We start from the raw sequence: 21255 nt of genomic DNA, 5'->3' as shown, positions 1-21255 counted from the left end.
GCTTTAACCGCACCTTAGCATCAAGCCTTTGATTTGATTGCAGGCAGTTACCGAAGTCATCCAACTAGGAGATTCCATGAGAATCCTTTCGATCCGGCGCCTAGATGGGCCGGCCGCTTTAGCTCGCGTCGATGTCGAGCTAACCGAGCACGTCAGGCTCTACAGCTTGCTGCTGAAAAAGAATGCCGATGGCAAGGTCAGGATCCATTCCCCGCATTCTTGCGGGAAGAACGTTGCCACCTTCCACCCCATCATTGCTCAAGAAATCACAGAAGCTGCGATAGCAGCCTTGGAGGCGACAGCCTATGACCACCACAGATAAGCCAGGATCTCTTGAAACCAAGTTCAAACTCCTGCAGATGCTACCCTACGACCCGCGCGCCAAGAGAAAACATATCCTTGTATATGGGTTTATTCTCGACTGGTACCATTCGAAATATGGTGATGCTCTCGCAAGCGTCCGCCATATTGTCGGCATCACAAAAGAACGAGATCCATCCGAGAGGGGGCTTTACGCCGGGGATATACACAAGGCACTGACTGACCTTGTGACATGGGGGTATCTGGATCAGCAAAAAGGGAGCGGTCGCAAAGCCAGCCGCTATGTCCCAATTTGGGAAAAACTAGCTAGCGTTCGTAAAATCCCGAACACTACAGAAGATGAAGCTAGCGTTCGGGAAAACACTAACACATGCGTTCTGGAAAATACGTACACTACGGACGATAGCGTTCGGGATTCTGCGAACGAAGACCCATCTACCCCGACCCGGGTACCAGACCCGGAGACGGGGGTAGATATGGATGCATGCGTTCCGCCCGTGGCTGGGCTGGTGCCCGCCACGGCAAACGCACGGAAGGAGGATTCAGCTTTCCACACTCTATGGCTTGCGTATGGCGTAAAGAAGAGTCTGGCCGAGGCAGAGGCTGAATTTGCCAAACGCACATGGGACATGGAGGCGCTCTTAGCAGCAGCAACCGCCTGGCGCGATGCATGGAAGGCGCAGAACAATCCAGACGCACCGCGTAAACGGCTGCATGTGTGGCTTCGTGATCGGCACTACCTTGAAGACCCGCCTTCCGCGTATGTGAAGAAGGAACGCGAACCTAAGCCAGCCAAGAAGAAACCAGCCGTTGCCGACAACGATGACTTGCCGATGACTCCGGCTAGCGAATGGGACGTTGGCCCGTTCTCACCATTTGGAACGTTCAATGCCCAGATCGTCGGCAGTGAGGTCACGACCTTGGATCCGCATAACGAGCAGGTTGTCCTAACCATTGAGTTAGGCGGTGTTCAAGGCAACACCGTAGACCACACTTTCCTTGTCCAATCTTCAGACCAGGCGAAGCAAGAGCGCGGGCAGCAATTTCTGTTCGACGTCATGCGGGCTGTTGGATTTGAAGGAACGTTAAACGACACCTGCTCTCTGCACTACACGCCCCTGAGTGTCACGATTGACCGAGGCATCATCTCCTACGCACCACTCAAGGAGGCCGCATAATGGAACCGTATGAAATAGAAGCGTTGATCGAGGAACGCATTGCTGCGGTCACAGTTCCTCAGCCTGTAGTCACACCGATCACACCGTTTAGCGCGTTGTGGAACAGACGCGGCACGCTCGTACCAGTGAGTGTGGTTGGCATCAGACCGGCCTTAAGCACAGACTCGTCGTTTGAGTTTGTCGTCATCAATCAAGAAGACGGATTGATTTTCTGTGACGTGGCTAGCTCACTGGAAGGTGACTTGCCTCATCCCGAGAATGACAATCTGCAGGAAGCGGCGTGACACTCAAATGTGTGGAAACTTTTTAACAGTTCACGTGACACAGTAAGCGAATACGCTTACTAAAAGAACCTGGGCGGCTCCGTTCCAAAGCAACCGCCCAGATCCCCGATCATTCCAGACTATTTCTTAGTCGGTTTGATCGTTTCAACGACGTGGGTTTTGGGATGTGTTACGGCGGTTTTCACCGATGTAAACTTCCCACTACCTGCGTTACGGCCAATCTTACTCATTTGAACTCACCTGCCTTTCTATTCTTGACGAGCTCTGCCAGGGGTTGACAGGGCTATCGAATAGAATCCGATGAGTCGCTGTGCTGCGCAAGCCACTGATTGCTATAATATTGTATATATCAATCAAGATATTGAGATGTGTCCGCCGTCAAATAGGGATCGTACCGTATATTTATGTCGCCATCTCTAGATATGGACGTTATCTCTGCTTCAATTGAGGAGTAGGCTCAATCTGTCTCAATTGAGGATAGGCATCCGCTCCGTCTGCTCCGTATTTTCCTAGGTTTTCCAATTGGCGCATTACAGCGGTGCGCTCTGACAGTAGGTCTTTCCATGTACCGGAAGACAATCCTTGATCTGGCAGTTTGAAAGCCACAGTACCCGTCTTAACCCATTCCGCAACTACTTCGTCCTTCAACTCCACTCCTGAATAGCGTTGAAGGACCTGTACTGCGAACTGCCGGCTTTGGTTGGTTTTGTCACTGATATCGCCGCCGAGTATGTTGAGGGCTAGTTTGACCATTTCAATATCAAGCTGTCTGGCTTGGTATTGTGAGTTCATAAGTGATTGCTGTAGGGCTGTTTGCGACCGAATCGCCTCGACCGTTCTCTCGCTATCCGCCTTAACAGAATAGCCGACATAGCCAATGACGATGGTGGCCAAGGCGGTAAACACTGATGCGATAATTGATGCGGTGTTGCTATTCATGACTCTGTCCCCCAACAGGCAAAGATATCGCACGCTTCACGTATCAAGACTACTGGAGGCCGCCGCGATCTTCAGGTGTCTTCTTATTCAGCCTTCAATCTGGCGAGCAGGGACTCTAATTCGGGCAAATCCTTTTTGGCTTTGGCCAAATTGTCTTGCGTGGTTTCCCTTTGCTTCTCGCCGTGGTTCCAATCCCAAGTTCGATAGTTGCCGCCTTCAAGCGCCGCAATTATTTGCTTGAGGTTTGCTATTTGTTCTTCAAGCCAGTGTGAGTGTGGGTTCATTACTTGTCCCCTGAGTTGTAATAGGCTGCAATTACTTTTTCTAAGCAGGCCAGCATCGTAAAAAGGAATAAACGCCCCGGCCGTGAAGCAGGGGCGTTGTAACGAGTATATCAGCCGGGCAGCAAATTAAGCTCAGCGGTAAAGGGTACCCCTGGCGCCTGGGCAGACGTTCCCGTGCATTTAACATTGTTCTGGTTATCGTAACTGCCAACGATATCAATTGTCACTTGATCCTTGCCAAACACTGATACGATGTTTGGATCGTAAGTATGGCGGTTTATGTGTACTTGCGCCTGCATCTGCCCGTTAGCTGCACGATAAGCACCCAAGTAATAAATTCCCGAATCGCCTCCATACATCTTACCGTCTTGCGCAAACACAACACCTGCGCCCATACCGCCCTGAGGGGTAGAGAATTGAACCCTATACAAACCATTTAGCATTCGAGTATTCCGTTGTGCTTGAATTGGATCCCTCTTAGCGCTACACCAAGCCTGTCAGGACGTTGGATTCGCGCCTTCTGTTGTAGAGACGGCAGCACGAAACCGCAGCAACACCAGAAACAAAGAAAGACGGTTACGAACCTTCGTGACCGTTTTTTTATTATCTCACATCAACATTGCTCACGCAACATATAGCGTGAACATAACTGGAACGACACACTCTATCTTGTGTGTGGCATACGTTGACAAGAATGACCGGAGCCAACGGCCAAGAACTTCTGGGACTGGAGTAGACTCCAACCAGAGAGTGAGTCTTGCGCCCCTTAGAGTTGCTGACGTTCCCGCTTGCCATCCTCCGCGAGTGTTTTTTCCTGATGAGGCGCCCATTTAGACACCGCTTGCCAGAGCGATAGCCTCCTCCACCACATTTATTTTTTGAGTAAATGGCCCCTTAACACAGATCAGAAGTGGGTCTGATATCATCTGCTAACAGTATAGAGGGCATAGATTCACGCATTCGATTGCGCGATCTAATGTTTATCAGACACTGTAGAAACGCCAGCAATGACGCCGGCTTCAACAAAGGAACCGCCAAAATGATTTCACACGCATGAGCACATATAGATTCCGCGGAGGCGCTCGCCTCGTAACCTGGCTGTTAAAGCAAGACCCAAAGGCAGGTTACGTTCTGCGCCAATACGGCAAGCCAGCCAATGACAACCACCAAACATTAGAACGTGAAACAGATATAGACGGCAACACCCCGCTAAAGCCATCTATTGAATATCTGCATGAAACCAAGCCAAAGCCCGATGACATGGTTTCGCAGGCGTACCGCACGCGTGCAACGAACACCGTAGAGCGCAGGCGCCAGTTAAAGAGCTCCAAGCCATCCACATGGATTGCATTAGAGCACGGCGACCAGCCTGCCACTGAAGGACGCACTACACGTGTTGGCGACCTAGTTTTCAGCAGCAATCCCATCCGCCGCGAGCATGGCCGCGCATCGGGCCTGATGGTCTCCTACCAAACCGACAAGGCAGGCAAGCCAGTAGCACCCGAGGTCAAGACTAAAAAGCCGAGGGGAGGCAAGACGCAGAAACGCGTTGTTAAGCTGCCCACGGTAGGCGAGCGCAATCCACGCAAGCTTGGTTATCTCGATTTGCGCGGCGTCGATCGCAGCGATGAATACCGTGTACCAGTGTCCTTCCGGGGAGGTGCGCATGTAGCTGCGTCGCGTACTGACAGCGCGATAGACGCGGACAACGAGCTTGCAGTGTGGCGGGACAGAATCGCAGCATTTCCAGTCACCAAATGCCCGCCTGGCATCGCTTACCAGGGCGCCATATGGCTTGGTGGCGTGGTAAGAGCAAAGCAAACTTCATCGCGGGGCGCGATACCATTGGCGCAGCAGTACGAGAAGCCAGAATTGCCAGAGGCCGAGGCGCGCGTTCTCGAGGAGGCACTCTCAAACTCGACCTTTACCGATATTGGAACTCGACTTGGATACAAAGGCAGGTATGCCGACAAGGCTGGCAAGCATGCCTTCCTGCGCGCAGTTTCGGTGCTTGTGGCGAACGACAACGGACAGGAAAAAGAAAAAGCCGCATGAATGTTACAAATCGTGCCGTCTGGGCGCGTATATAGTAGAGACAAGAATTCAGGTCGCTTTCGAGCGGCCTTTTTCTTTGCCGTGCGTTCTTGGCGGTTCTCACGGCATACGGCGCTTGTTTCCCGTAGCGGGGCGAGCGCCACACTTTTTGGTCGACCACGGATGTACTGGCGACCCGAACGAATCCACGATTTGCTTCTCCTCATCGTGGATGGCTTGAGCGCGGGAATGGACGGCACACCCATTCCCGTGACTCGTCAGCCTCCGCCGCGTTTTTTTAAGCGCTCAATATCAATTACCAACAAATGGAGGCGTCGTGATGCGGAAATCGCATGCCGTCGAAATTCTAGCACGTCGGCTCAATATTTTACCCAGCCGCGTGCATCACATCGCAGCCAGGTTGGCGGATGATGGCCAGATATCAAAAGCAGAAGGCTCGCGCAGGTATCCGCCCGAACTTAACGAAATCGAGGTTACTCGCCTCGTCCTAGCGACATTGGCAGACAATGGGCTGGGTAATGTTCATTCATCGGTCGAGGCGTTCTCGCGCCTTACAAGCCAGAATGGCCTGCGTTTCGGGGATGCACTCTCCGAAGTATTGTTTGGTCCTCCTGCCGACGTAGGTCACGTCATTCTTCGACACGACCCACCAGGCGTTTCGGTAATCATTGACGGCGCTCATCACGTCTACGGTAGCGACACCCCGACCAAGACCGCAGCCAAGGCTTCAATAGTGCCCGGTTACGCACTCATGGCGATTGCTGCTGAACTGCAGGGACATGTGCCAACTCAGGCGGATTCGTTAGTCGAACTCGCTCGGCTCCAGAGAGCCTTCCAATAAGGAAATCAAATGACTGAAAAGACCTATATCTTCCCTCGGCTCGAGGGCGGATTGATCGGCTTGCCTCCCGATCTAGACGTAGAGGGCGTCTTTAACAAAGACTACGCAGACAGCGACATTTCGGATCCTGCTGTCCTATCACGACAGCTAAACGCTCAATACGGAATGTCTTCGCAAGCGAAGCGAGAATCGGTTTTTTACCGATTGAACGAGCTCATTGCGGAACAGGACGCTATTCACGACGACCACGGCGACGCACTCGCCAGGTTGGCAGCGTCCCTCGGCACCAAGCTAGCCACCACCCAAACCGCACAACATCCATCCAACATACAATCCGCACGCATCGACGCCCGTCAGAAGGCACGCCTCGCATGCACGGCAGCATTAGCTGCCGGCTACAAACCTTAAGGAATCCAAATGTCTGAACTAGCAAGTAAAATTGGCGCAATCGCCGACTCTATCAATGATTTTAAGAGTGAATACGGCACACGCGTTTCGGAAATCGAAAAGCGAATGGCCCGCGATCCACACTACGATAATGACAATTACATTGGCGCCGCAAACGACAATAATCCCCTAGCGGCTGCCATTGCAGCTTCCCAGGAGATTCAGGACCTGACATCGTCTTTCCGTGGCAAGGCTGTAGTCAAGCTTGCGGGTGAACGGGCGGACATCACGTCTGGAAATACTACGGTGGGCGCTGGCCGTTCTCAGGGCACATCACTGGTTGCTGGACATCGCGTCGCTGGTATCATCACTCCATACGAACGCGAGCTGAAAATTCGCGACGTTATTGGCAGCGCTCGCACAACGTCTAACAGCGTCGAGTTCGTCCGTGAAACTAGCTTCACCAACAACGCTGCTCCAGTTGCTGAAACGACCCTGAAGCCGAAGTCTGATCTGGCTTTTAATATGGAGTCTGCGCCAGTTCGTACACTGGCCCATACGTTTAAGATATCTAGGCAGATGCTGGACGACGCTCCTGCGCTCGCGGCATACATTGGTCGACGCGGCACCTATGGCCTCCAGTTTGTGGAAGAGCAACAGGTTCTTAACGGCTCTGGTACTGGCCAAAATCTGCTGGGTATTGTTCCGCAGGCAACCGCGTTCGATCCGCAGTTTACCTCGACCAGCGAAACCGCCATTGACCGCATCCTGCAGGCTATCAGCCAGGCCGAGGACTCTGACATTCCAGTCAACGCTGTCATCCTCAACAAGCGGGACTGGCGTCGTATTACAAACGTGAAAGATGGTGAAGGCCGGTACATATCCGGGCAGTCGCCATTCGGTCTGACTGACCCGCGTTTGTGGAACGTTCAGATTGTTGCGACGAACGCCATGGCTTCGGGTGAGTTTCTTACCGGTGCCTTCGGTGAGGGAGCTTCCATATACGATCGATTGGAAACTGAAGTCCTTCTCTCGACTGAGAACGAAGACGACTTTGTTACCAACCGTGCCACCATACGCATCGAGTCACGTTTGGCATTGGCTGTGTTTCGTCCTGATGCATTCATCACAGGCGATCTGTACGGCACGGTGAGCGGCTAACTATTCGGCGGGGGGTGTTGACGACCTGCTCGGTCGCGGTGAATGAAGGCCCGCCATAACCTTTCTTCCTTCATTCATCTTGAGCACGGCGCTGCGCGAGTCCCCTTGGCTTAGGCCTTGCGCGCGGCGTCTTCTTCTTACAACTCAGGTTAGCTGCTCGTCCTCGAACCGTTGCTGCATGCGAAGCAGATCAGCATACTGTTCTGGCGATAAATGGACGTCGCCCTCATCAGTATGTACCACACCGAGACATCCATAACCACCAATCTTCATATGCAATATCTGTGAAAGCACAACGTTCAGCGTAGATCTAAGGTCTTCATGCATGGGTTGAGTTGCTATGATGAAGGTCGCTTCGTTCTGTCTGTTCTCCTCGTAGAACTCTTCTGCATTCCAGTCTGACACCGCGAATCTCCCGTTATGCTTACGCAGTCTCAGAGTGGCATGGCCGGGGGTGCCTCGCAACTCGTCGCTTGGTCGTTTCCGCGGACCTGTGCCCCCGCATCGCGCGCATTTCCACGTATCAAACAATGGGTCAAGCTTATGGCACCACCTCGTAAACCACTTGCAGCAGCCCGTTTATCGGGTGCAATCGCAAAGAATCCGCAGCGTTATCGCAACCGAACTGAGCCTAACGTTGCGGAGGGCCTTGGCTCGCCTCCGTTTTGGCTGAACAAGCCGCAAAGCGAGGCTTGGCATGACATGGCCAACCGCCTGCCTTGGCTGAACCGCAGTCATCGCTGCATCGTTGCATTGGCCGCTCATCTCCAGGCCAGTATGCAGGCTGGCACACTCGGCGTCCCAGGAATGCAGCTTTTGAGGCAAGTTCTTGGTCAGCTTGGCGCGACGCCCGTCAGTGCGGGCAAGATCAGTTGGTCGCCTGAAGCTGCGGATCCTGATGAGGATTTGTTCCGGTGAGGTCTATCCCCGCCTCAGAGGCGTAAGTTTCAATGGCAGTATCGTCATTGGTCGGGGCCAACCATGCGCCCACACTCCAAGATAGAGTTAATACGCCAACTAGTAGAATCGCCATTAATACTGTTTGTCCGCGGCCGATGAGGCCGTGTTCTGGGTCTGGCACATGCTTTCCTTTGAATTTGAAGTGTATCGATGACGATACAAGTATTTTCAACATAGGCGTGCCGCTTTTGCGGACGTAACAATCCTTAACACTCCGTTACCAACAGAGCAAACACTACGATTTAGTCACTTGGACCTAGCTCCAATTATTAACCATCTTTGCCCGCCATCGAGCGGGCCTTTCATATGGAGAAGAAGAAATCCATGACTCAATTTGAAACCGCAACACGCGGTGCCCACCGTCTCATCGATCGACTTGTTGCCGGCGATATCGAGCCAACTACCGTTGCGGATGCGTTTATCACTCAGGCGCTTGCGCTGTGGGGTGCAGACACTGGCCGTAAGGCCGATGCAACATGCTTCTTGTTGGCATGGGCCGCACCGCGAGGCGAGCAGTAATGGCTCAGGACCTTCAAGCTCTCGTCGTTTCGTTATCGGCCGATATCAAAAAATTCGAAAACGCGATGAATCGCGCGAACGGCATCTCGAACAAACAAATGCGTGCAGTCGAGGCGCGAGCTAAAAAGATGAACAGCAACTTGTCGGCGTCCTTTGCCTCTGCAGGCAAGGGTTTTGCTGGAGCGTTTGCAGCGGCTGGCGCACTGAAGGGTGCTCAGTCGCTTATTGATACGTCGACGCGTATTTCCAACGCCCTTAAGGTTGCCGGCCAATCTGGTGAGCAGCTTAACGTTGTGTATGACAGTCTGTTCGCCAGCGCGCAGAAGAACGCCGCGCCGATCGAGGATCTAGTAACACTGTACGGACGCGCCTCGCAGTCCGCCACGGATTTGGGCGTGAGTCAGCAGGAGTTGCTCAAGTTCACAGACAACGTTGCACTGTCGTTGCGCGTTGGCGGTACCTCGGCGCAAGAAGCTAGTGGCGCACTCCTGCAATTGTCCCAGGCACTCGGCAATGGCGTTGTTCAAGCAGAGGAGTACAATTCCTTGCTGGATGGCGCCCAGCCCCTCCTGCAGGCAACAGCGGCCGGTCTCAAGGAAGCTGGCGGCTCGGTCTCGGCGCTAACCCGCCTGGTGAAGGATGGGAAGGTGTCGTCCAAAGCGTTCTTCCGTGCATTCGAGGCAGGCGCCAGCACACTGCAAGATAAGGTCGGCGGTTCGCAGCTAACGGTTTCGCAGGGTTTTACTCGTCTTCAGAATATCCTGATCGATACCGCCCGCCAGTTCGATAACAATTCGGATGCAGCGGTCCTTCTAGCACAAACCATCGACAGGATGGCCAGAGCTATGAAAGAGTCCGGCAACATCATCAATTCGCTCGTCGGGCCCTTGGAAAAACTTCATGGGTGGGTCAGCGCTGTCACTACAGCTGCCCTTGAGATGTCCGCTGCGTTCGGTGCTGCCACGGGCCTTGACGAGGTAGGCCGATCGCTTGGCGCCACGCCGTATCGTTCTGACCGTCAGATTCAACAGCGCATTAATGATGCGTTTGGCGCTACTGCGACTGAGGACAAACCAGGCACCACGCTCGACGTAACAGGCGGAAAACCAATCCGCCCTGTGTCGTTGGCGGATTATAAGGTGCCCGCGAAGGCCACAAAGGCGAAAGGCGCACCAGCGGTAAAGAAGACTGCAGACAGTAGATTCAACGACGACATACAGGCCACGAAGGACCGAACTGCCGCTTTAGCCGAAGAAACAGCCATGGTGGGCAAAGGCTACGAGGCACAAGAACGCCGACGCATGGCACTTGACCTAGAGCAGTCCGCTCTGGCTGACCTTCGCGAAGAGGCCCGTAGAAAAGGCCAGACGGACCTCGAGAACATCAAGTTGTCCGACGATCAGAAGGCTAAAATCGACGAGGTGTCGGCCGCGTATGCCAACCAGGCCAATGAGCTCCGCAAAGTTCAGGATGCGCAAGATAAGTCAGAGCAAGCTGCTGGCGAGTTTTACGATACATTCAAAAGCGGTGCGATCGACGCGATTACAGGTGCGAAAAGTCTTGGCGACGCATTGTCAGATCTGGCGAAGAAGCTTGGAGACATGCTGCTCAATCAGGCTTTTGATTCACTGTTCAAACCAGCATCCGGAAATGACGCTGGCGGCTCTTTCGGCAACATCTTCTCGGGCCTCGGCAAAATTATGGGGTTTGCAGGTGGCACGAACAATGCACCTGGCGGCCTAGCATGGGTGGGAGAAAAGGGCCCCGAACTCATGAATGTGCCGAAAGGTGCGCAAATCATCCCGAACCATCGACTGACCGCCCCGAGCATGCCGCCACTGCGAGGCGTAAGCGGCGGTGGCCAGAGTGTCGTGGTGAACTTTAATCCCACAATCGACAACCGCGGCGCCTCCGTAGAAGCCGTGGCACGAACCGAACAGGCACTCGCACAGATGAGGCGAGAGCTTCCTGCGACCATCGTTGCCACCGTTCGCAAGGCCAATCAATCGAATGTGAAGTTGAGATAGCTACCTCGGCCGGGGCTCGCAGGAAATGCCATCCTTATCGCGATCGAGGTGCGCAAAATAACCTGGCTGACCACGACGTGCGGAAGGTTGGGCCGTCCTGCAGGTCCGCGGAACGTATGATGGCCGGGTAATCAGGCTGCTTGCGCTAGAATACTCGGGAGGTTCGAACGAACTCGCAATATATAGCCCGATGCCAGCCATTGCTAATACACAGAGCTTGAACGCGAAGCTAAGTACTGATCGCACCCTATCGTAGTACGACCTGACCTTGCGCCGATACCGCACCGAGTTGAACTCGACAATCTCTGCTGAACTCTTTTTCCACGGCGACATTGGCACGTACTCCCCACGCGCGATTTCACCACCGAACTGTAAAAACTTGCCGCTCAAACTCTCTCGAATTTGAATCGATCGGCTGAAAAATCAAGGAATCCAACATGAACAACGACGTGAAAACGGCGGCCGAGAAGCCGTGTCCTGCGCACGCCCAATGGGAAGCCGACTACGTTGCTCCTTCCTCACGGGCCTAACCCTTCGCCAATCGTCGCATTCCCGGAACCGATACTGAACGCGCCCGACGGGGCGGTAGCAATTCCATCGGAGGAGCCCGAAAGTGAATAACATAGATTGGTCGAAACTGATCACGGCGGAAGATAAGGCACGCGCATCAGTGCCCTCTACCGTCTCTCGTAGACAATTCAAGATGCAACTCGCCATTTCGGGTTTGAGTGCGCAGGTGGAGACTTGGATCGCCTCTCAGCCGGAGCTTGTCCAAATAGCCTTCGAAGAATCGGGTTCATTCGTCCGGACAGATGAAATGCTGGTGCTCGGGTTTGACGCGCTCGGGTTTACGGAAGAGCAGGTTGATCAGTTCTTTACCGAGGCGGCGCGGCTATGACGGGAAGAACCAGCAGAGAACCGACAAAGAGGCGACGGCCGAAACAATGAAAATTAAGTCGAACACAGATAAGCGGGTCATGTCATTCTTACGCATTACGGGCACCATCTCCCAATCTGGATAGAACATCCCGACCTGCCTGTCACATACGCACAACAACGATAGCAGGCCGGGTGCCGACAAAGTGGGCACTATAGTCAGTGCAAAGCGTGCGCCTGTATGGTTAACAAAAGGTGAGGCCCGATCCTCCAGAACGCAAATTACCAGAGGTTCGAGCCTCGTTGGGCCTGCTGTGAAAAAGAAGCGGTATCCTCTTTGGCAGGCGTTGCCGGCCCGGGGGAGCCGACGCTTCCAAACTGCCCTTCAATTGGCAGTGGCAATACGGACTAAAGGCCTACGGCTCATCCTATACACAGATTTCAATTAAAAATGACGGTGAGGTTTGGCGCTCACCGTCTAGTCTATGAGCCCTGAATTTGCACGGGGGGGGGTGATCATTGTGTGGATGTGGGGCGAACCGATGATGCAAAAACTTATGGTTTCTCAAGCACATAGTTTCTGTTGATGGTTCAAAGCTTTCATGGAAAGTTGTTACATTTATGCGATAGTGCAAATACAAATCTAATCTATTTGAGGTAGTTTCGATCGAAATAAAGAAAAGTTGATGTGTTAACCATTGCCATACCTCTTGATTCGTGTTTAGGCATATCTTAACTCTTGAAGTGAAATATGGACAGAAGAAGCCGCGATCGCAATGCACATTCTCATAGGCGACAGCCTGGAAAAGACGCTTCCGACAACGGCCGCGAAGGTCTGGTTGCGTCCGGGTCTCATGCAGATGTCTGGTTGTTTGGTGAAGCCAGGGAAGAGTACGAGGCCCTCCTCGACCGTACGGACGAGACTAGTCGTCGATCTGCAGCGCAGCTTCCTCGGTACTTTGAAAGGTTCTCGAACGGCCAGCCTCTTGGCGAGAAGATGTTCAAGTCGTTGGGCCGCGCGAAAGACGGCGCTGGGAACACGGTGCAGATACATGAGTTTAAGTCGTATCAATTTCGAATATATGGCGTCATCAAGCAATATAAAGGCAGGAAAGCGTATGTAGGAACAGCGTGCGATCCCAGCAAAAAACAAGATAAAGCCGATCCAAAAAAAATAAAAAAGGCGGCTGAGAAATCAGAAGAGGTAGGGTGATGAAGAACGTAGCAAAACGGGCAGAGTATGATTTCATCGAGGCAGAAGAAAATGCTTTGATGGATTTTCAGTTCGCTATTCTTGATGCCATGAAGAGCAAGGGTATCACGCAGGCTCGTCTCGCAGAGTTGCTGGGCGTAACGCGTGCACGTGTTAGCCAACTCCTCTCTTCCGAAGCCAACCCTACGATTAAGTTGGTCGGGCGCGCATTGCACGTTCTGGATATCAAGGCTGACTACCAGTCGAAGCTCGTAAAGTATGGGCGCCGTCACACCGATCGCGAAAACCGTGTGGTCGAAGCTACGGCGGACAGAGGTTTCGCAATTATGGCCTGTCAGGCTCGCGAGGCGTACAGAGCTTGGGGCGCACAAGAAACATATGCGAACGAGAACTACGCAGACGACCTCATACTCGAAGCAGCTTAGCATGGCAAAAAAGTCCGAAATAGCTGGGCCGTCAGACCAAAAAAAGGATCGGCTCGAAAAATACAGTCATGTCGTGGGAGTTGCCCAGCTGAGGGCGGTTCAAGTGACGTCAGTAGAATTTAACGTAAAGCCCGAATTTTTCTCTGACGAAGCCGACAGGAGTCTTGGATACGTTGTTATAAAAGGTGGACAGCAGTTCTCACATGAGGACTGCGTAGCCATGGCGTTTATTGGCTTCGAAGTCGCTGCTAAAACCGGCAGGAAAAAAACCCTTGTCTGTAAGGCTGAATACGCAGTTACATACGATAATTTGGTCGACTGCGACGAAGAGGCCACGATGGTTTTCCTTAATCGGGTAGCTGTATTTGCATGTTACCCATACTTTAGGAGTCTCTTCGCCACTTTAGATTGGGCCGCGGCGACCAGCCTGCCACCACTTCCTGTTCACAAAGAGCCGGCCGTCAAGAGTCCAGCGGAAAAAGGCCGTATGGTTGCGAAATCGGCACCTAGAAAAAAAGTCGATAACTGAGCTTAGAACAACATCTTGTAAACGTTGCCTGCGCTATCCTTTGCGATTCCATATCCGCTTGCCGTTCCGCTTCCCGTATAAAACTCAGCGTCTACCGTGGTGCCTCTATTGCAAGTCATGAAGGCTTGGCCCTTGTTGACGCCTGGCATGATGCCAGTTGTCACGGATGAGCCGTATACAGCTCCACCGTAAAGGCTGAAGAGCGATCCTGTGGTGACGGCGCCAATTCGTGGTGCAGCCGACGACCAGGTGCCATTGCACAACTGACCGTCAGCGAGAGTGGCCTTGATGGGCCCGCTGTTATTCTCTACGCCCATCGCAACGGCCTTCACTGTGGGTAGCGGCACTTGTTTGGCGAGCGGTCCTTGGATTGGATACATGTTCACGTTCGCGCTCATGCAGCCGGTCAGAGCGCACGCAGAAGCTAGCGCCACCATTTTGAACTTCATAGGAATTCCCCCAACCCAATGGATGCAATCTATGCGTGCAGGTCTGCAGGAATGCAAGTTGTATTCAGCGTACCGTACGACGTGTTTTCTTTTCTGTGAGTTTCCGAAGTTTCTCCATCAGTCTCGCTTCAGACGGGAATACGTGTGCCGGCCTTATGTTGTCTCGTGCCGCCACCCTCATCACTTCCCAAATATCAGTCAGATCCTGCTCGCTGAAGAAAAGCTCTCTGCCATGTGCTGAGCACAGACCCTGTCTGCGGGCCAAACGGCCTAGTGCATTAGGCTTCATACGCAGCTTTTCGGCCGCTTCGTGGAGGGTGTAAATCGTGGGTAGGGTCATTCCGCTAGCCATGCATTTGTTTGTATTCCTTGGTGGCAGCCTCGCGTCTGGAGTCGATATAGTTGACGAGGTCCAGAATATGCACGCCTTTATGGCACTTCTGGCTGGCCTCCATCCGTATGATTGGAATGGGTAGTTCGCCGAGGCTGGCCTTCCGCAGAAACTTGTCGGGAGGAAGGTGGCTGAAATAATCACGGCATATCAGGTCCAGCGGAATGACTGCCATAGGCCCGTATTGCGCCATCAGAAAGAATAGAGTGTTGAGGGTAGGGGCTGAATCGTAGGTAAGATTTTTCATGTACAGAGCGTAGGCTCGCCTTTGACCTATAGTCCAATAGGTCGACTTATATTCACAGGTATTTTGGGGCCGCGCAACGCACGATTTATTTGTGAAACGGACCCTTTTCGCACCAGTATTTAACTTGAACCCCAGGTTGTTCGGCGAACAGATGCGTGGCGATATCGCAATTCTCACGGTTGTAAGCGTCACCATCGGCAGCGTCGAAAGTCGCCACATGAATGCCCATGCCGTCGCCAACCATGCTACTCCGATATAGCGTATAGATGCCCTTTGCTTCGTTGCAGCCAAAAAGTAGGGTTGCGGTGAAACCGATCACTACCAAGCTAAGTGATCTAGCGCTCATGGCTGACGATCCCGTAGGCGCACGCCTGGGCCATTCCCATTGGGATCAATGAAAAGTATGCCGGCAGTCTCGAGGGCCGATCGAACTGCTGCAACATTGTTGATCATACCGGTAGCGTATCCATCGCTTGCTTCCATCCGCTTCAAGGTTGGAATCGAGATGCGGGCACTTACCGCCAACTCGGCCTGGGAGATACCCAAGAGTGTCCGTGCGGCTGCAATCTGGCGCCCAGTTATAGCTGAAGTCTGATCCATAAGTATCAAATTTATCCAAAGGTGTTGACATAGAGGTTATGTTGATCTAAAAGTATCACATCGACCCAATTAGAGCAACCCGGAGACACCAATGACCAATGCAGTAGCAGTATCGCAGGAACCAGACAGATTTCCCATTAGCGAAATGACCAACCTTTTGGCCAGTATCAACTCCGCAATGTATCTGTGCGGAATGCCAGATGCAGCCATGAACGCCTTGTTCGATGCGCACGCCAGTGTAATCTACGAGATCGTAAACACGCCGAGCGTCGACTATCGCGAAGTGGAATCCAAAGTAGCCGCAGCAAAGATCCTCGTTGATAATCCAGATGACGGACAATGGGGTGCACAGATTGCAGCGATTGGCGCGAGTATCGGCCGCGACATGGTGCGTTTCGACGGGCGCGAAACTGTTCTTGCAGCACTAGCGGCCTGACCATCCGCGACACGAGGAGATAGCAGTGAACAGAAGATAGTAGCCACCACAACCACCACAGCCAACTTGGCCGGCGTACTTTCTCCAAAGGCGCCGGTCTTTTTTCATCTGCTAACAGTTGAGAGTGGAAGTATTTGGATTCCAGTTGGCAGCATCGTTGGGTTGTGTGCGTACTGGATTGGCAGCAACTAAACACCAGAAGAGGAGGCGGCTATGCGCGCTGAAAATGACAATGACCCGTTTGCCCGCCTTCCGCTTTTTGCGAGCGATGCGGCGATTGCAGAGGCAATCGTAGGTAAGGCAGCCGCACCACGCTGGCTGAAGGAACGATTGCCGACGATATCAGAGAAGCCTGGTTTCCCACAGATCGACGCCTTTCACGGCGGACGCGCCGTTCCGCTCGTGCGAGTTTTTTATCAGAGCTATCTCGGGATCACAGTTGGGTCGGGCGGCATGCCTGACCGAGGGGAGGGCGAATGGAAAGGCCGAAAGCAGTAGGTCTCAAATGGATGAAGCGCGCATCTGGTCACGTACCCGTCTGGGTTGCCGACGAGGCGGATGTTAAGCGCGGCTATAGTCCAAAGACCGTCAATCTCTCATTCATGCAAGACAGTCCAGAAATGTTAGTCGCCAAGTGCAACGCACTTCAGGCGGATATGCTGCTTTGGCGGACGGGGTATCGCCACGACCCGCTCGCTTTCGATGGCACGCTTCGCTCGTTGTTCTCCACGTATCAACGGGATGAGGAAAGCGCCTTCCACAAGTTGAAGCCCGGATCTCTTGTCCCGTATAAGCATTACATCGCGAAGCTCGAGGAGCACATTGGTCCGCGGCGCGTCGATTCCATAATGGGCATCGACGTTATCCGTTGGCACAAAATCTGGAGTGATGGAGACAAGCACCTTGCGGCAGCAGCGACTTGCCGAGCCATCCTTGAGGCGGCGGTGCGCCATGGCATCCTGCGCCGTTTTGACGGATGCATTCAATTGCGTGAAATCCTAAAGACCGCTCGCTCTGGATTGCCCCAGCCAAAGCGTCGTGAGACGGTTCTTACGGCCGCGGAGGCCATTGCCGCCAGACAAGCAGCGCACGCCGCTGGCAGGCCATCCTCTGCTCTCCTGTACGCTCTTGTCTATGAGACCACCTTGCGTCTTTGGGACGCTGCAGGCCAATGGTGGCCTATTGAGACAGGTGGCGTCTCAGACGTGCTTGACGTGGAGGCTGGACTGAAATGGTTTGGTCTGCGATGGGAGCATGTTGATGACAATCTTTTGTTGAAGTTCACGCCATCTAAGACCGCAAACACGTCTGGTAAGTCGATCGCATATCCCCTGTCGAAGGCGCCTATGGTCTTGGAGGAAATGGCGCACTGGCCCGACGACAAGCACATAGGACCAATGATCGTCTCGGAGACGACCGGTCTGCCTTACAACTCTCGAGCCATTACAGACCGATGGGCCGAGGATAGGGAAGTCGCCGGTATCGATCCAAAGGCGTGGGCTCGCGACCTCAGGGCCTCGGGAATCACTGAAGGCAGGGCGTCTGGTGCGACAACCGACGACGCTGCAAAGGTTGCCGGCCACAGTGGAACGCGCACGACATCGGCGGTTTACGATCGTGCGACAGAAGAAGCAGCGGACCGCTTCGCAGACGCTCGGTTGAAGGGCCGAGAACAGAGCGGTAACGGCAGCGGTAACGGGCGGTAACGCGTCCGTTCCAATGCCTTGATCCTTAACATTAATTAACTGAGGCGGCTTTAACCGCACCTTAAATCGCCGCATTTACCCTGCAACGGGGCGCTTTCAAACTTTTCGGGCTCATCGGGGCGGGACTTCTCATCAATGGCATCACGCGACAAGGGCAGACAGCGCATTGAACCCGGGTTCGGTACGGGCCGCCGTTCGGGCGATGATTTGCGCGCAGATCCGGAGGACAGGCCTGTGGCAAAACGCAAGACGGCACGCAAACCCGCCAAATCGCAACGTGGCAGATCGCGCCGCGCCCGCAGCAGCGGCGGTTTTCTCGGTGCGCTGCGCCGTCTGGTCTACTGGTCGTTCGTTCTGTGCATCTGGGGCGGGATAGCCTTGGCGGGCACTGTCGTCTACTTCGCCGCCAAGATGCCGCAGACGACCACATGGGCCATTCCCGATCGTCCGCCCAACGTCAAGATCGTTTCGGTCGAGGGTGATCTGATCGCCAATCGCGGCGCATCGGGCGGCGAGGCGATCAGCCTGCACGATATGTCGCCCTATCTGCCGGAAGCCGTCGTCGCCATCGAGGATCGCCGGTTCTATTCGCATTTCGGCGTCGATCCGATCGGATTTACACGTGCGATGGTTGCCAATGTCATGTCCGGACGGCTTGTTCAGGGCGGTTCGACCATCACCCAGCAGCTGGCCAAGAACCTTTTCCTCACACCGGACCGCACCATCGAACGCAAGGTGCAGGAAGTCATGCTCGCCCTCTGGCTCGAGCAGAAATACACCAAGGATCAAATTCTCGAAATGTATCTGAACCGGGTCTATCTCGGTTCAGGTTCCTACGGCGTTGCCGCAGCCTCCCGGCGCTATTTCAACAAATCGGCCAAGGAAGTGACCTTGCCGGAAGCGGCACTGATTGCCGGGCTGTTGAAGGCGCCATCGCGCCTGTCGCCTGCGCGTGATCCGAAAGCCGCGCGTGAACGGTCGCAGCTTGTGCTCGCGGCCATGCGCGAACAGGGCATGATCGGCGACAAGGAACTCAACTTCGCCATGAAACAGCCGGCGACCCGCGCCGCTTCCTATTGGAGCGGTTCGGAGCAATATGTCGCCGATCGTGTCATTGAAGAATTGCCGGATCTGATCGGCGATGTGCGCAGCGACGTGATCGTGGATACGACTGTCGATCTCGGCCTGCAAAAGCTCGGCGAGGCGTCAATCCGCGATCTGATCAGCAAAAATGGCGAGAAACTCAATGTCTCGCAGGGCGCGCTGGTTTCGGTGGATGGTACCGGTGCAGTACGGGCGCTGGTGGGTGGCTATGATTATGCCAACAGCCAGTTCGATCGTGCCAGCGAGGCCAAGCGTCAACCGGGCTCGGCGTTCAAGCCGTTTGTCTATCTATCCGCGCTTGAGCAAGGGTTCACGCCGGAATCCGTACGCAATGACGCGCCGATCCGCATCGGCAACTGGACGCCCGGTAACTTCAACGGCAAATATTTCGGCAAGGTCACCTTGGCCGAAGCGCTGGCGCGCTCGCTGAATTCGGTTTCGGCGCAGCTTGTGATGGAAGTCGGCCCGACGACTGTCGTGTCGACAGCCCATCGCCTCGGCATTCAATCGAATCTCACGGCAAATGCTTCACTGGCGCTTGGAACATCGGAAGTCACGCTTCTCGAACTGACCGATTCTTTCGTGCCGTTTGCCAATGGCGGCTACAGGGCGCCGCCCTATATCATCCGCCGCGTGACGACCAATGAAGGCAAGGTCCTGTACCAGCACAAGAACACGGCTACTGACCGTGTCATCGAACCGCGCAACGTCGGCATGATGAATGCCATGCTGCGCCAGACAGTCGATACGGGGACGGCGACGAAAGCCAAATTCGGCTGGCCGGCAGCGGGCAAGACCGGCACCAGCCAGAATTTCCGCGATGCCTGGTTCATCGGCTACACATCGAACCTGACGACCGGCGTCTGGTTCGGCAATGATGACGGCAAGCCGACCAGGAAGATCACCGGCGGTTCCCTGCCAGCCATCGCATGGAAAGACTTCATGGTCGCAGCACACAAGGGCGTGCCGGTGGCGCAGTTGCCGGGTGACTATCAGCTGCATCAGCAAGTCAATGACGGCAACGATATCCTGCCCTCGTCCGGGGTCGATCCAACCGTGCCAGCCGCCGAGGGCGTGCCTTCCGCGCAGCTTGATCCGGTCGGCCCGGTTCCTCCTGCGGATCTCGGCGATCAAACCGGCTCAACCCGCCCCGTGCCTCCCGGCGAGGTTGGTCACAAGGGCCGCAAGACGACGCTGTTCGATCTGATCATGGGCAATTGAGGCAGAACAAGATGGGCTGGGCTGGAGCCAAGGGTGCTACGTTGCCCCTCTCCTTGTGGGAAGAGCACGAGGAGAAGTAATTCTCCCCACTATCCACATATGTGACACACGCGATACTACGGTCACTATCATGTAAAAAACTATGACTTGACGCTTGCACGCGAGTCATCTTTCCTAAAGTCGGCGTTGCGTTGGTGGCGTGACCCGGTTGTCTGTAACCGGCCATTTTCCAGCTTATAGAGTGTTTGTAGAAGCTTGCGCTTAGGTGCGGGTGACCGGTAAGGCATGTCCAAACGGAAAAATCGTCTGCACACAGATAAAATGTTTGCTGGGTAAATGGCCAACTAACACTATAATTAGTGTTTACACCCAGTAATGATACTAGATAATGTTGGAGCGCCAGATTTGCTGGCAGCCAAGAATAGGAAGGCAGGTGAAAAAGAAGATGAGCAAGATTGGACGTAACGCAAGCACTGGGCGTTTCACAACGGTTACCACCGCGCGAAACAAGCCCAGCACCCACGTAGTCGAAACGGTCAAACCACAGCCACCTAAAAAGTAGTTGGGGTTGGACGCGAACCGGGCGGCTTCCCGCTAAAGCTGCCGCCTGGTTCCTTTTCTAAGAGTGTTCGCAAGAGAAGTCACGTTCTTGATGCTTACAGCGGCAAGTTTTCTCCGCCTCTCGTGAGATCAATCAATTGACTGAATATGCGGACACTCATCTCTTGCCTGAATGGTCTGGCGAGAAATTGGAACCATAAGGAAATACCAAAATGGCTGATGTTTTAGTCACAGGAATAAATAAGAAAGATCGCAACAGCACCCACGAGGGAATAACCCATCTGGGCAATCCCAGTGCCAATTGGAAGTGGCCAAGAGCGGCTGTCATTGCATCGATCGAAAACAATACCAACACGTTCTTTACGAACGTTAATGGCAATCGTGGTGACATTCGTGTCATCGACGGACCAAACGGTCCTTATGTGAGAACGATCGCAGACGGTAAGTTAAACGACAACCTGCTGTCACTTCCTGAGCTGCCTTAACTATTACAGCGCCCCTGCTTCGCGGCTGGGGCGTTCTTAAAGGCGAAGTCAGAGAA

General features: G+C 53.9%; 27 protein-coding genes. 19 read left to right on the top strand and 8 right to left on the bottom strand.

Annotated features, from left to right (window positions below):
* Positions 1-76 precede the first annotated feature (76 nt).
* Genes N8E88_RS16075 through N8E88_RS16065 form a run of 3 tightly spaced genes read left to right on the top strand, consistent with a single transcriptional unit; the run spans position 77 to position 1783 of the window.
* Positions 77-322: a hypothetical protein gene (locus N8E88_RS16075; protein WP_262294547.1), complete on the top strand. Its 246-nt coding sequence runs from the start codon at positions 77-79 to the stop codon at positions 320-322.
* Positions 306-1499: a hypothetical protein gene (locus N8E88_RS16070; RefSeq protein ID WP_262294546.1), complete on the top strand. Its 1194-nt coding sequence runs from the start codon at positions 306-308 to the stop codon at positions 1497-1499. The genes N8E88_RS16075 and N8E88_RS16070 overlap by 17 nt, the downstream gene beginning before the upstream one ends.
* On the top strand, positions 1499-1783 hold the full coding sequence (locus tag N8E88_RS16065; RefSeq protein WP_262294545.1) for a hypothetical protein: 285 nt from the start codon (positions 1499-1501) through the stop codon (positions 1781-1783). Before N8E88_RS16070 ends, N8E88_RS16065 begins: the two co-directional genes overlap by 1 nt.
* A 429-nt stretch (positions 1784-2212) precedes the next feature.
* Here N8E88_RS16065 and N8E88_RS16060 read toward each other — a convergent pair whose 3' ends face one another.
* From N8E88_RS16060 to N8E88_RS16050, 3 genes are all read right to left on the bottom strand, one after another.
* Positions 2213-2722, bottom strand: a complete 510-nt coding sequence (locus N8E88_RS16060) for a hypothetical protein (RefSeq protein WP_262294544.1) — start codon at positions 2720-2722, stop codon at positions 2213-2215.
* A gap of 83 nt (positions 2723-2805) precedes the next feature.
* Positions 2806-3006 carry a hypothetical protein gene (locus N8E88_RS16055; RefSeq protein ID WP_262294543.1) on the bottom strand — a complete coding sequence of 67 codons (201 nt, stop codon included), beginning with the start codon at positions 3004-3006 and terminating at the stop codon, positions 2806-2808.
* Between the two features lie 110 nt (positions 3007-3116).
* Positions 3117-3449 (bottom strand): GrlR family regulatory protein, encoded by a 333-nt coding sequence (locus N8E88_RS16050; RefSeq protein ID WP_262294542.1) that lies wholly within the window; start codon positions 3447-3449, stop codon positions 3117-3119.
* A gap of 610 nt (positions 3450-4059) precedes the next feature.
* Between N8E88_RS16050 and N8E88_RS16045 the strand changes: the two genes are divergently transcribed.
* The 4 genes from N8E88_RS16045 (at position 4060) to N8E88_RS16030 (ending at position 7450) form a co-directional block, all read left to right on the top strand.
* A complete protein-coding gene (locus tag N8E88_RS16045) occupies positions 4060-5061 on the top strand; it encodes a hypothetical protein (protein ID WP_262294541.1) in 1002 nt (333 codons plus the stop codon).
* A 319-nt stretch (positions 5062-5380) separates the two neighbouring features.
* Entirely contained in the window at positions 5381-5902 is a 522-nt protein-coding gene (locus N8E88_RS16040; protein ID WP_262294540.1) for a hypothetical protein, read from the top strand.
* Between the two features lie 9 nt (positions 5903-5911).
* Positions 5912-6310, top strand: coding sequence for a hypothetical protein (locus N8E88_RS16035; protein WP_262294539.1), 399 nt, complete (start codon positions 5912-5914; stop codon positions 6308-6310).
* 9 nt (positions 6311-6319) lie between these two features.
* On the top strand, positions 6320-7450 hold the full coding sequence (locus N8E88_RS16030; protein WP_262294538.1) for a phage major capsid protein: 1131 nt from the start codon (positions 6320-6322) through the stop codon (positions 7448-7450).
* 144 nt (positions 7451-7594) lie between these two features.
* On the opposite strand, the gene N8E88_RS16025 is transcribed toward N8E88_RS16030, so the two are convergent.
* A complete protein-coding gene (locus tag N8E88_RS16025; protein ID WP_262294537.1) occupies positions 7595-7855 on the bottom strand; it encodes a hypothetical protein in 261 nt (86 codons plus the stop codon).
* A 138-nt stretch (positions 7856-7993) separates the two neighbouring features.
* On the opposite strand from N8E88_RS16025, the gene N8E88_RS16020 reads away from it, so the two are divergent.
* The 3 genes from N8E88_RS16020 to N8E88_RS16010 all read left to right on the top strand — a co-directional run bounded on the left by N8E88_RS16020 (position 7994) and on the right by N8E88_RS16010 (position 10956).
* A complete protein-coding gene (locus tag N8E88_RS16020) occupies positions 7994-8368 on the top strand; it encodes a hypothetical protein (protein WP_262294536.1) in 375 nt (124 codons plus the stop codon).
* Between the two features lie 366 nt (positions 8369-8734).
* Positions 8735-8929 (top strand): hypothetical protein, encoded by a 195-nt coding sequence (locus N8E88_RS16015; protein ID WP_262294535.1) that lies wholly within the window; start codon positions 8735-8737, stop codon positions 8927-8929.
* Positions 8929-10956: a tape measure protein gene (locus N8E88_RS16010; RefSeq protein WP_262294534.1), complete on the top strand. Its 2028-nt coding sequence runs from the start codon at positions 8929-8931 to the stop codon at positions 10954-10956. The genes N8E88_RS16015 and N8E88_RS16010 overlap by 1 nt, the downstream gene beginning before the upstream one ends.
* Here N8E88_RS16010 and N8E88_RS31855 read toward each other — a convergent pair whose 3' ends face one another.
* A complete protein-coding gene (locus tag N8E88_RS31855) occupies positions 10957-11157 on the bottom strand; it encodes an excalibur calcium-binding domain-containing protein (RefSeq protein WP_410010679.1) in 201 nt (66 codons plus the stop codon). It lies immediately after the preceding gene.
* A gap of 412 nt (positions 11158-11569) precedes the next feature.
* On the opposite strand from N8E88_RS31855, the gene N8E88_RS16005 reads away from it, so the two are divergent.
* The 4 genes from N8E88_RS16005 (at position 11570) to N8E88_RS15990 (ending at position 13999) form a co-directional block, all read left to right on the top strand.
* On the top strand, positions 11570-11854 hold the full coding sequence (locus tag N8E88_RS16005; protein ID WP_262294533.1) for a hypothetical protein: 285 nt from the start codon (positions 11570-11572) through the stop codon (positions 11852-11854).
* Positions 11855-12583: 729 nt separating this feature from the next.
* Complete coding sequence (locus N8E88_RS16000) at positions 12584-13045, top strand: hypothetical protein (protein WP_262294532.1); 462 nt, start codon at positions 12584-12586, stop codon at positions 13043-13045.
* Positions 13045-13470, top strand: coding sequence for a helix-turn-helix domain-containing protein (locus tag N8E88_RS15995; protein WP_262294531.1), 426 nt, complete (start codon positions 13045-13047; stop codon positions 13468-13470). The genes N8E88_RS16000 and N8E88_RS15995 overlap by 1 nt, the downstream gene beginning before the upstream one ends.
* Position 13471: 1 nt before the next feature.
* A complete protein-coding gene (locus N8E88_RS15990; RefSeq protein ID WP_262294530.1) occupies positions 13472-13999 on the top strand; it encodes a hypothetical protein in 528 nt (175 codons plus the stop codon).
* A gap of 2 nt (positions 14000-14001) precedes the next feature.
* Here the strand turns inward: N8E88_RS15990 and N8E88_RS15985 are convergent, their stop codons facing one another.
* The 3 genes from N8E88_RS15985 to N8E88_RS15975 all read right to left on the bottom strand — a co-directional run bounded on the left by N8E88_RS15985 (position 14002) and on the right by N8E88_RS15975 (position 15432).
* Complete coding sequence (locus N8E88_RS15985) at positions 14002-14385, bottom strand: hypothetical protein (protein WP_262294529.1); 384 nt, start codon at positions 14383-14385, stop codon at positions 14002-14004.
* A gap of 407 nt (positions 14386-14792) precedes the next feature.
* Positions 14793-15086, bottom strand: a complete 294-nt coding sequence (locus N8E88_RS15980) for a pyocin activator PrtN family protein (protein ID WP_262294528.1) — start codon at positions 15084-15086, stop codon at positions 14793-14795.
* A gap of 85 nt (positions 15087-15171) precedes the next feature.
* Positions 15172-15432 (bottom strand): hypothetical protein, encoded by a 261-nt coding sequence (locus tag N8E88_RS15975; RefSeq protein WP_262294527.1) that lies wholly within the window; start codon positions 15430-15432, stop codon positions 15172-15174.
* 345 nt (positions 15433-15777) lie between these two features.
* On the opposite strand from N8E88_RS15975, the gene N8E88_RS15965 reads away from it, so the two are divergent.
* From N8E88_RS15965 to N8E88_RS15945, 5 genes are all read left to right on the top strand, one after another.
* Positions 15778-16122: a hypothetical protein gene (locus tag N8E88_RS15965; RefSeq protein ID WP_262294525.1), complete on the top strand. Its 345-nt coding sequence runs from the start codon at positions 15778-15780 to the stop codon at positions 16120-16122.
* 213 nt (positions 16123-16335) lie between these two features.
* A complete protein-coding gene (locus tag N8E88_RS15960; protein WP_262294524.1) occupies positions 16336-16620 on the top strand; it encodes a hypothetical protein in 285 nt (94 codons plus the stop codon).
* Positions 16599-17828, top strand: coding sequence for a site-specific integrase (locus tag N8E88_RS15955; RefSeq protein ID WP_262294523.1), 1230 nt, complete (start codon positions 16599-16601; stop codon positions 17826-17828). The genes N8E88_RS15960 and N8E88_RS15955 overlap by 22 nt, the downstream gene beginning before the upstream one ends.
* 135 nt (positions 17829-17963) lie before the next feature.
* On the top strand, positions 17964-20153 hold the full coding sequence (locus N8E88_RS15950) for a transglycosylase domain-containing protein (RefSeq protein WP_262294522.1): 2190 nt from the start codon (positions 17964-17966) through the stop codon (positions 20151-20153).
* 773 nt (positions 20154-20926) lie between these two features.
* Entirely contained in the window at positions 20927-21199 is a 273-nt protein-coding gene (locus N8E88_RS15945; protein WP_262294521.1) for a DUF3892 domain-containing protein, read from the top strand.
* The last annotated feature ends 56 nt before the right edge of the window (positions 21200-21255 follow it).

It is taken from the genome of Phyllobacterium zundukense, assembly GCF_025452195.1.
Classification (GTDB): domain Bacteria; phylum Pseudomonadota; class Alphaproteobacteria; order Rhizobiales; family Rhizobiaceae; genus Phyllobacterium; species Phyllobacterium zundukense_A.
This window is presented reverse-complemented; position numbering and strand designations above follow the sequence as displayed.

Bases quoted from the DNA above. Each gene is read 5' to 3' on its own strand.
- N8E88_RS16020 (WP_262294536.1), top strand. From the start codon at position 7,994: ATGGCACCACCTCGTAAACCACTTGCAGCAGCCCGTTTATCGGGTGCA.
- N8E88_RS15990 (WP_262294530.1), top strand. From the start codon at position 13,472: ATGGCAAAAAAGTCCGAAATAGCTGGGCCGTCAGACCAAAAAAAGGAT.
- N8E88_RS16010 (WP_262294534.1), top strand. From the start codon at position 8,929: ATGGCTCAGGACCTTCAAGCTCTCGTCGTTTCGTTATCGGCCGATATC.
- N8E88_RS15960 (WP_262294524.1), top strand. From the start codon at position 16,336: ATGCGCGCTGAAAATGACAATGACCCGTTTGCCCGCCTTCCGCTTTTT.
- N8E88_RS16060 (WP_262294544.1), bottom strand. From the start codon at position 2,722: ATGAATAGCAACACCGCATCAATTATCGCATCAGTGTTTACCGCCTTG.
- N8E88_RS16050 (WP_262294542.1), bottom strand. From the start codon at position 3,449: ATGCTAAATGGTTTGTATAGGGTTCAATTCTCTACCCCTCAGGGCGGT.
- N8E88_RS15980 (WP_262294528.1), bottom strand. From the start codon at position 15,086: ATGAAAAATCTTACCTACGATTCAGCCCCTACCCTCAACACTCTATTC.
- N8E88_RS16015 (WP_262294535.1), top strand. From the start codon at position 8,735: ATGACTCAATTTGAAACCGCAACACGCGGTGCCCACCGTCTCATCGAT.
- N8E88_RS16040 (WP_262294540.1), top strand. From the start codon at position 5,381: ATGCGGAAATCGCATGCCGTCGAAATTCTAGCACGTCGGCTCAATATT.
- N8E88_RS15955 (WP_262294523.1), top strand. From the start codon at position 16,599: ATGGAAAGGCCGAAAGCAGTAGGTCTCAAATGGATGAAGCGCGCATCT.
- N8E88_RS16075 (WP_262294547.1), top strand. From the start codon at position 77: ATGAGAATCCTTTCGATCCGGCGCCTAGATGGGCCGGCCGCTTTAGCT.
- N8E88_RS16070 (WP_262294546.1), top strand. From the start codon at position 306: ATGACCACCACAGATAAGCCAGGATCTCTTGAAACCAAGTTCAAACTC.
- N8E88_RS15995 (WP_262294531.1), top strand. From the start codon at position 13,045: ATGAAGAACGTAGCAAAACGGGCAGAGTATGATTTCATCGAGGCAGAA.
- N8E88_RS16000 (WP_262294532.1), top strand. From the start codon at position 12,584: ATGGACAGAAGAAGCCGCGATCGCAATGCACATTCTCATAGGCGACAG.
- N8E88_RS16045 (WP_262294541.1), top strand. From the start codon at position 4,060: ATGAGCACATATAGATTCCGCGGAGGCGCTCGCCTCGTAACCTGGCTG.
- N8E88_RS15965 (WP_262294525.1), top strand. From the start codon at position 15,778: ATGACCAATGCAGTAGCAGTATCGCAGGAACCAGACAGATTTCCCATT.
- N8E88_RS31855 (WP_410010679.1), bottom strand. From the start codon at position 11,157: ATGGCTGGCATCGGGCTATATATTGCGAGTTCGTTCGAACCTCCCGAG.
- N8E88_RS16035 (WP_262294539.1), top strand. From the start codon at position 5,912: ATGACTGAAAAGACCTATATCTTCCCTCGGCTCGAGGGCGGATTGATC.
- N8E88_RS16030 (WP_262294538.1), top strand. From the start codon at position 6,320: ATGTCTGAACTAGCAAGTAAAATTGGCGCAATCGCCGACTCTATCAAT.
- N8E88_RS15950 (WP_262294522.1), top strand. From the start codon at position 17,964: ATGGCATCACGCGACAAGGGCAGACAGCGCATTGAACCCGGGTTCGGT.
- N8E88_RS15975 (WP_262294527.1), bottom strand. From the start codon at position 15,432: ATGAGCGCTAGATCACTTAGCTTGGTAGTGATCGGTTTCACCGCAACC.
- N8E88_RS16055 (WP_262294543.1), bottom strand. From the start codon at position 3,006: ATGAACCCACACTCACACTGGCTTGAAGAACAAATAGCAAACCTCAAG.
- N8E88_RS16065 (WP_262294545.1), top strand. From the start codon at position 1,499: ATGGAACCGTATGAAATAGAAGCGTTGATCGAGGAACGCATTGCTGCG.
- N8E88_RS15945 (WP_262294521.1), top strand. From the start codon at position 20,927: ATGGCTGATGTTTTAGTCACAGGAATAAATAAGAAAGATCGCAACAGC.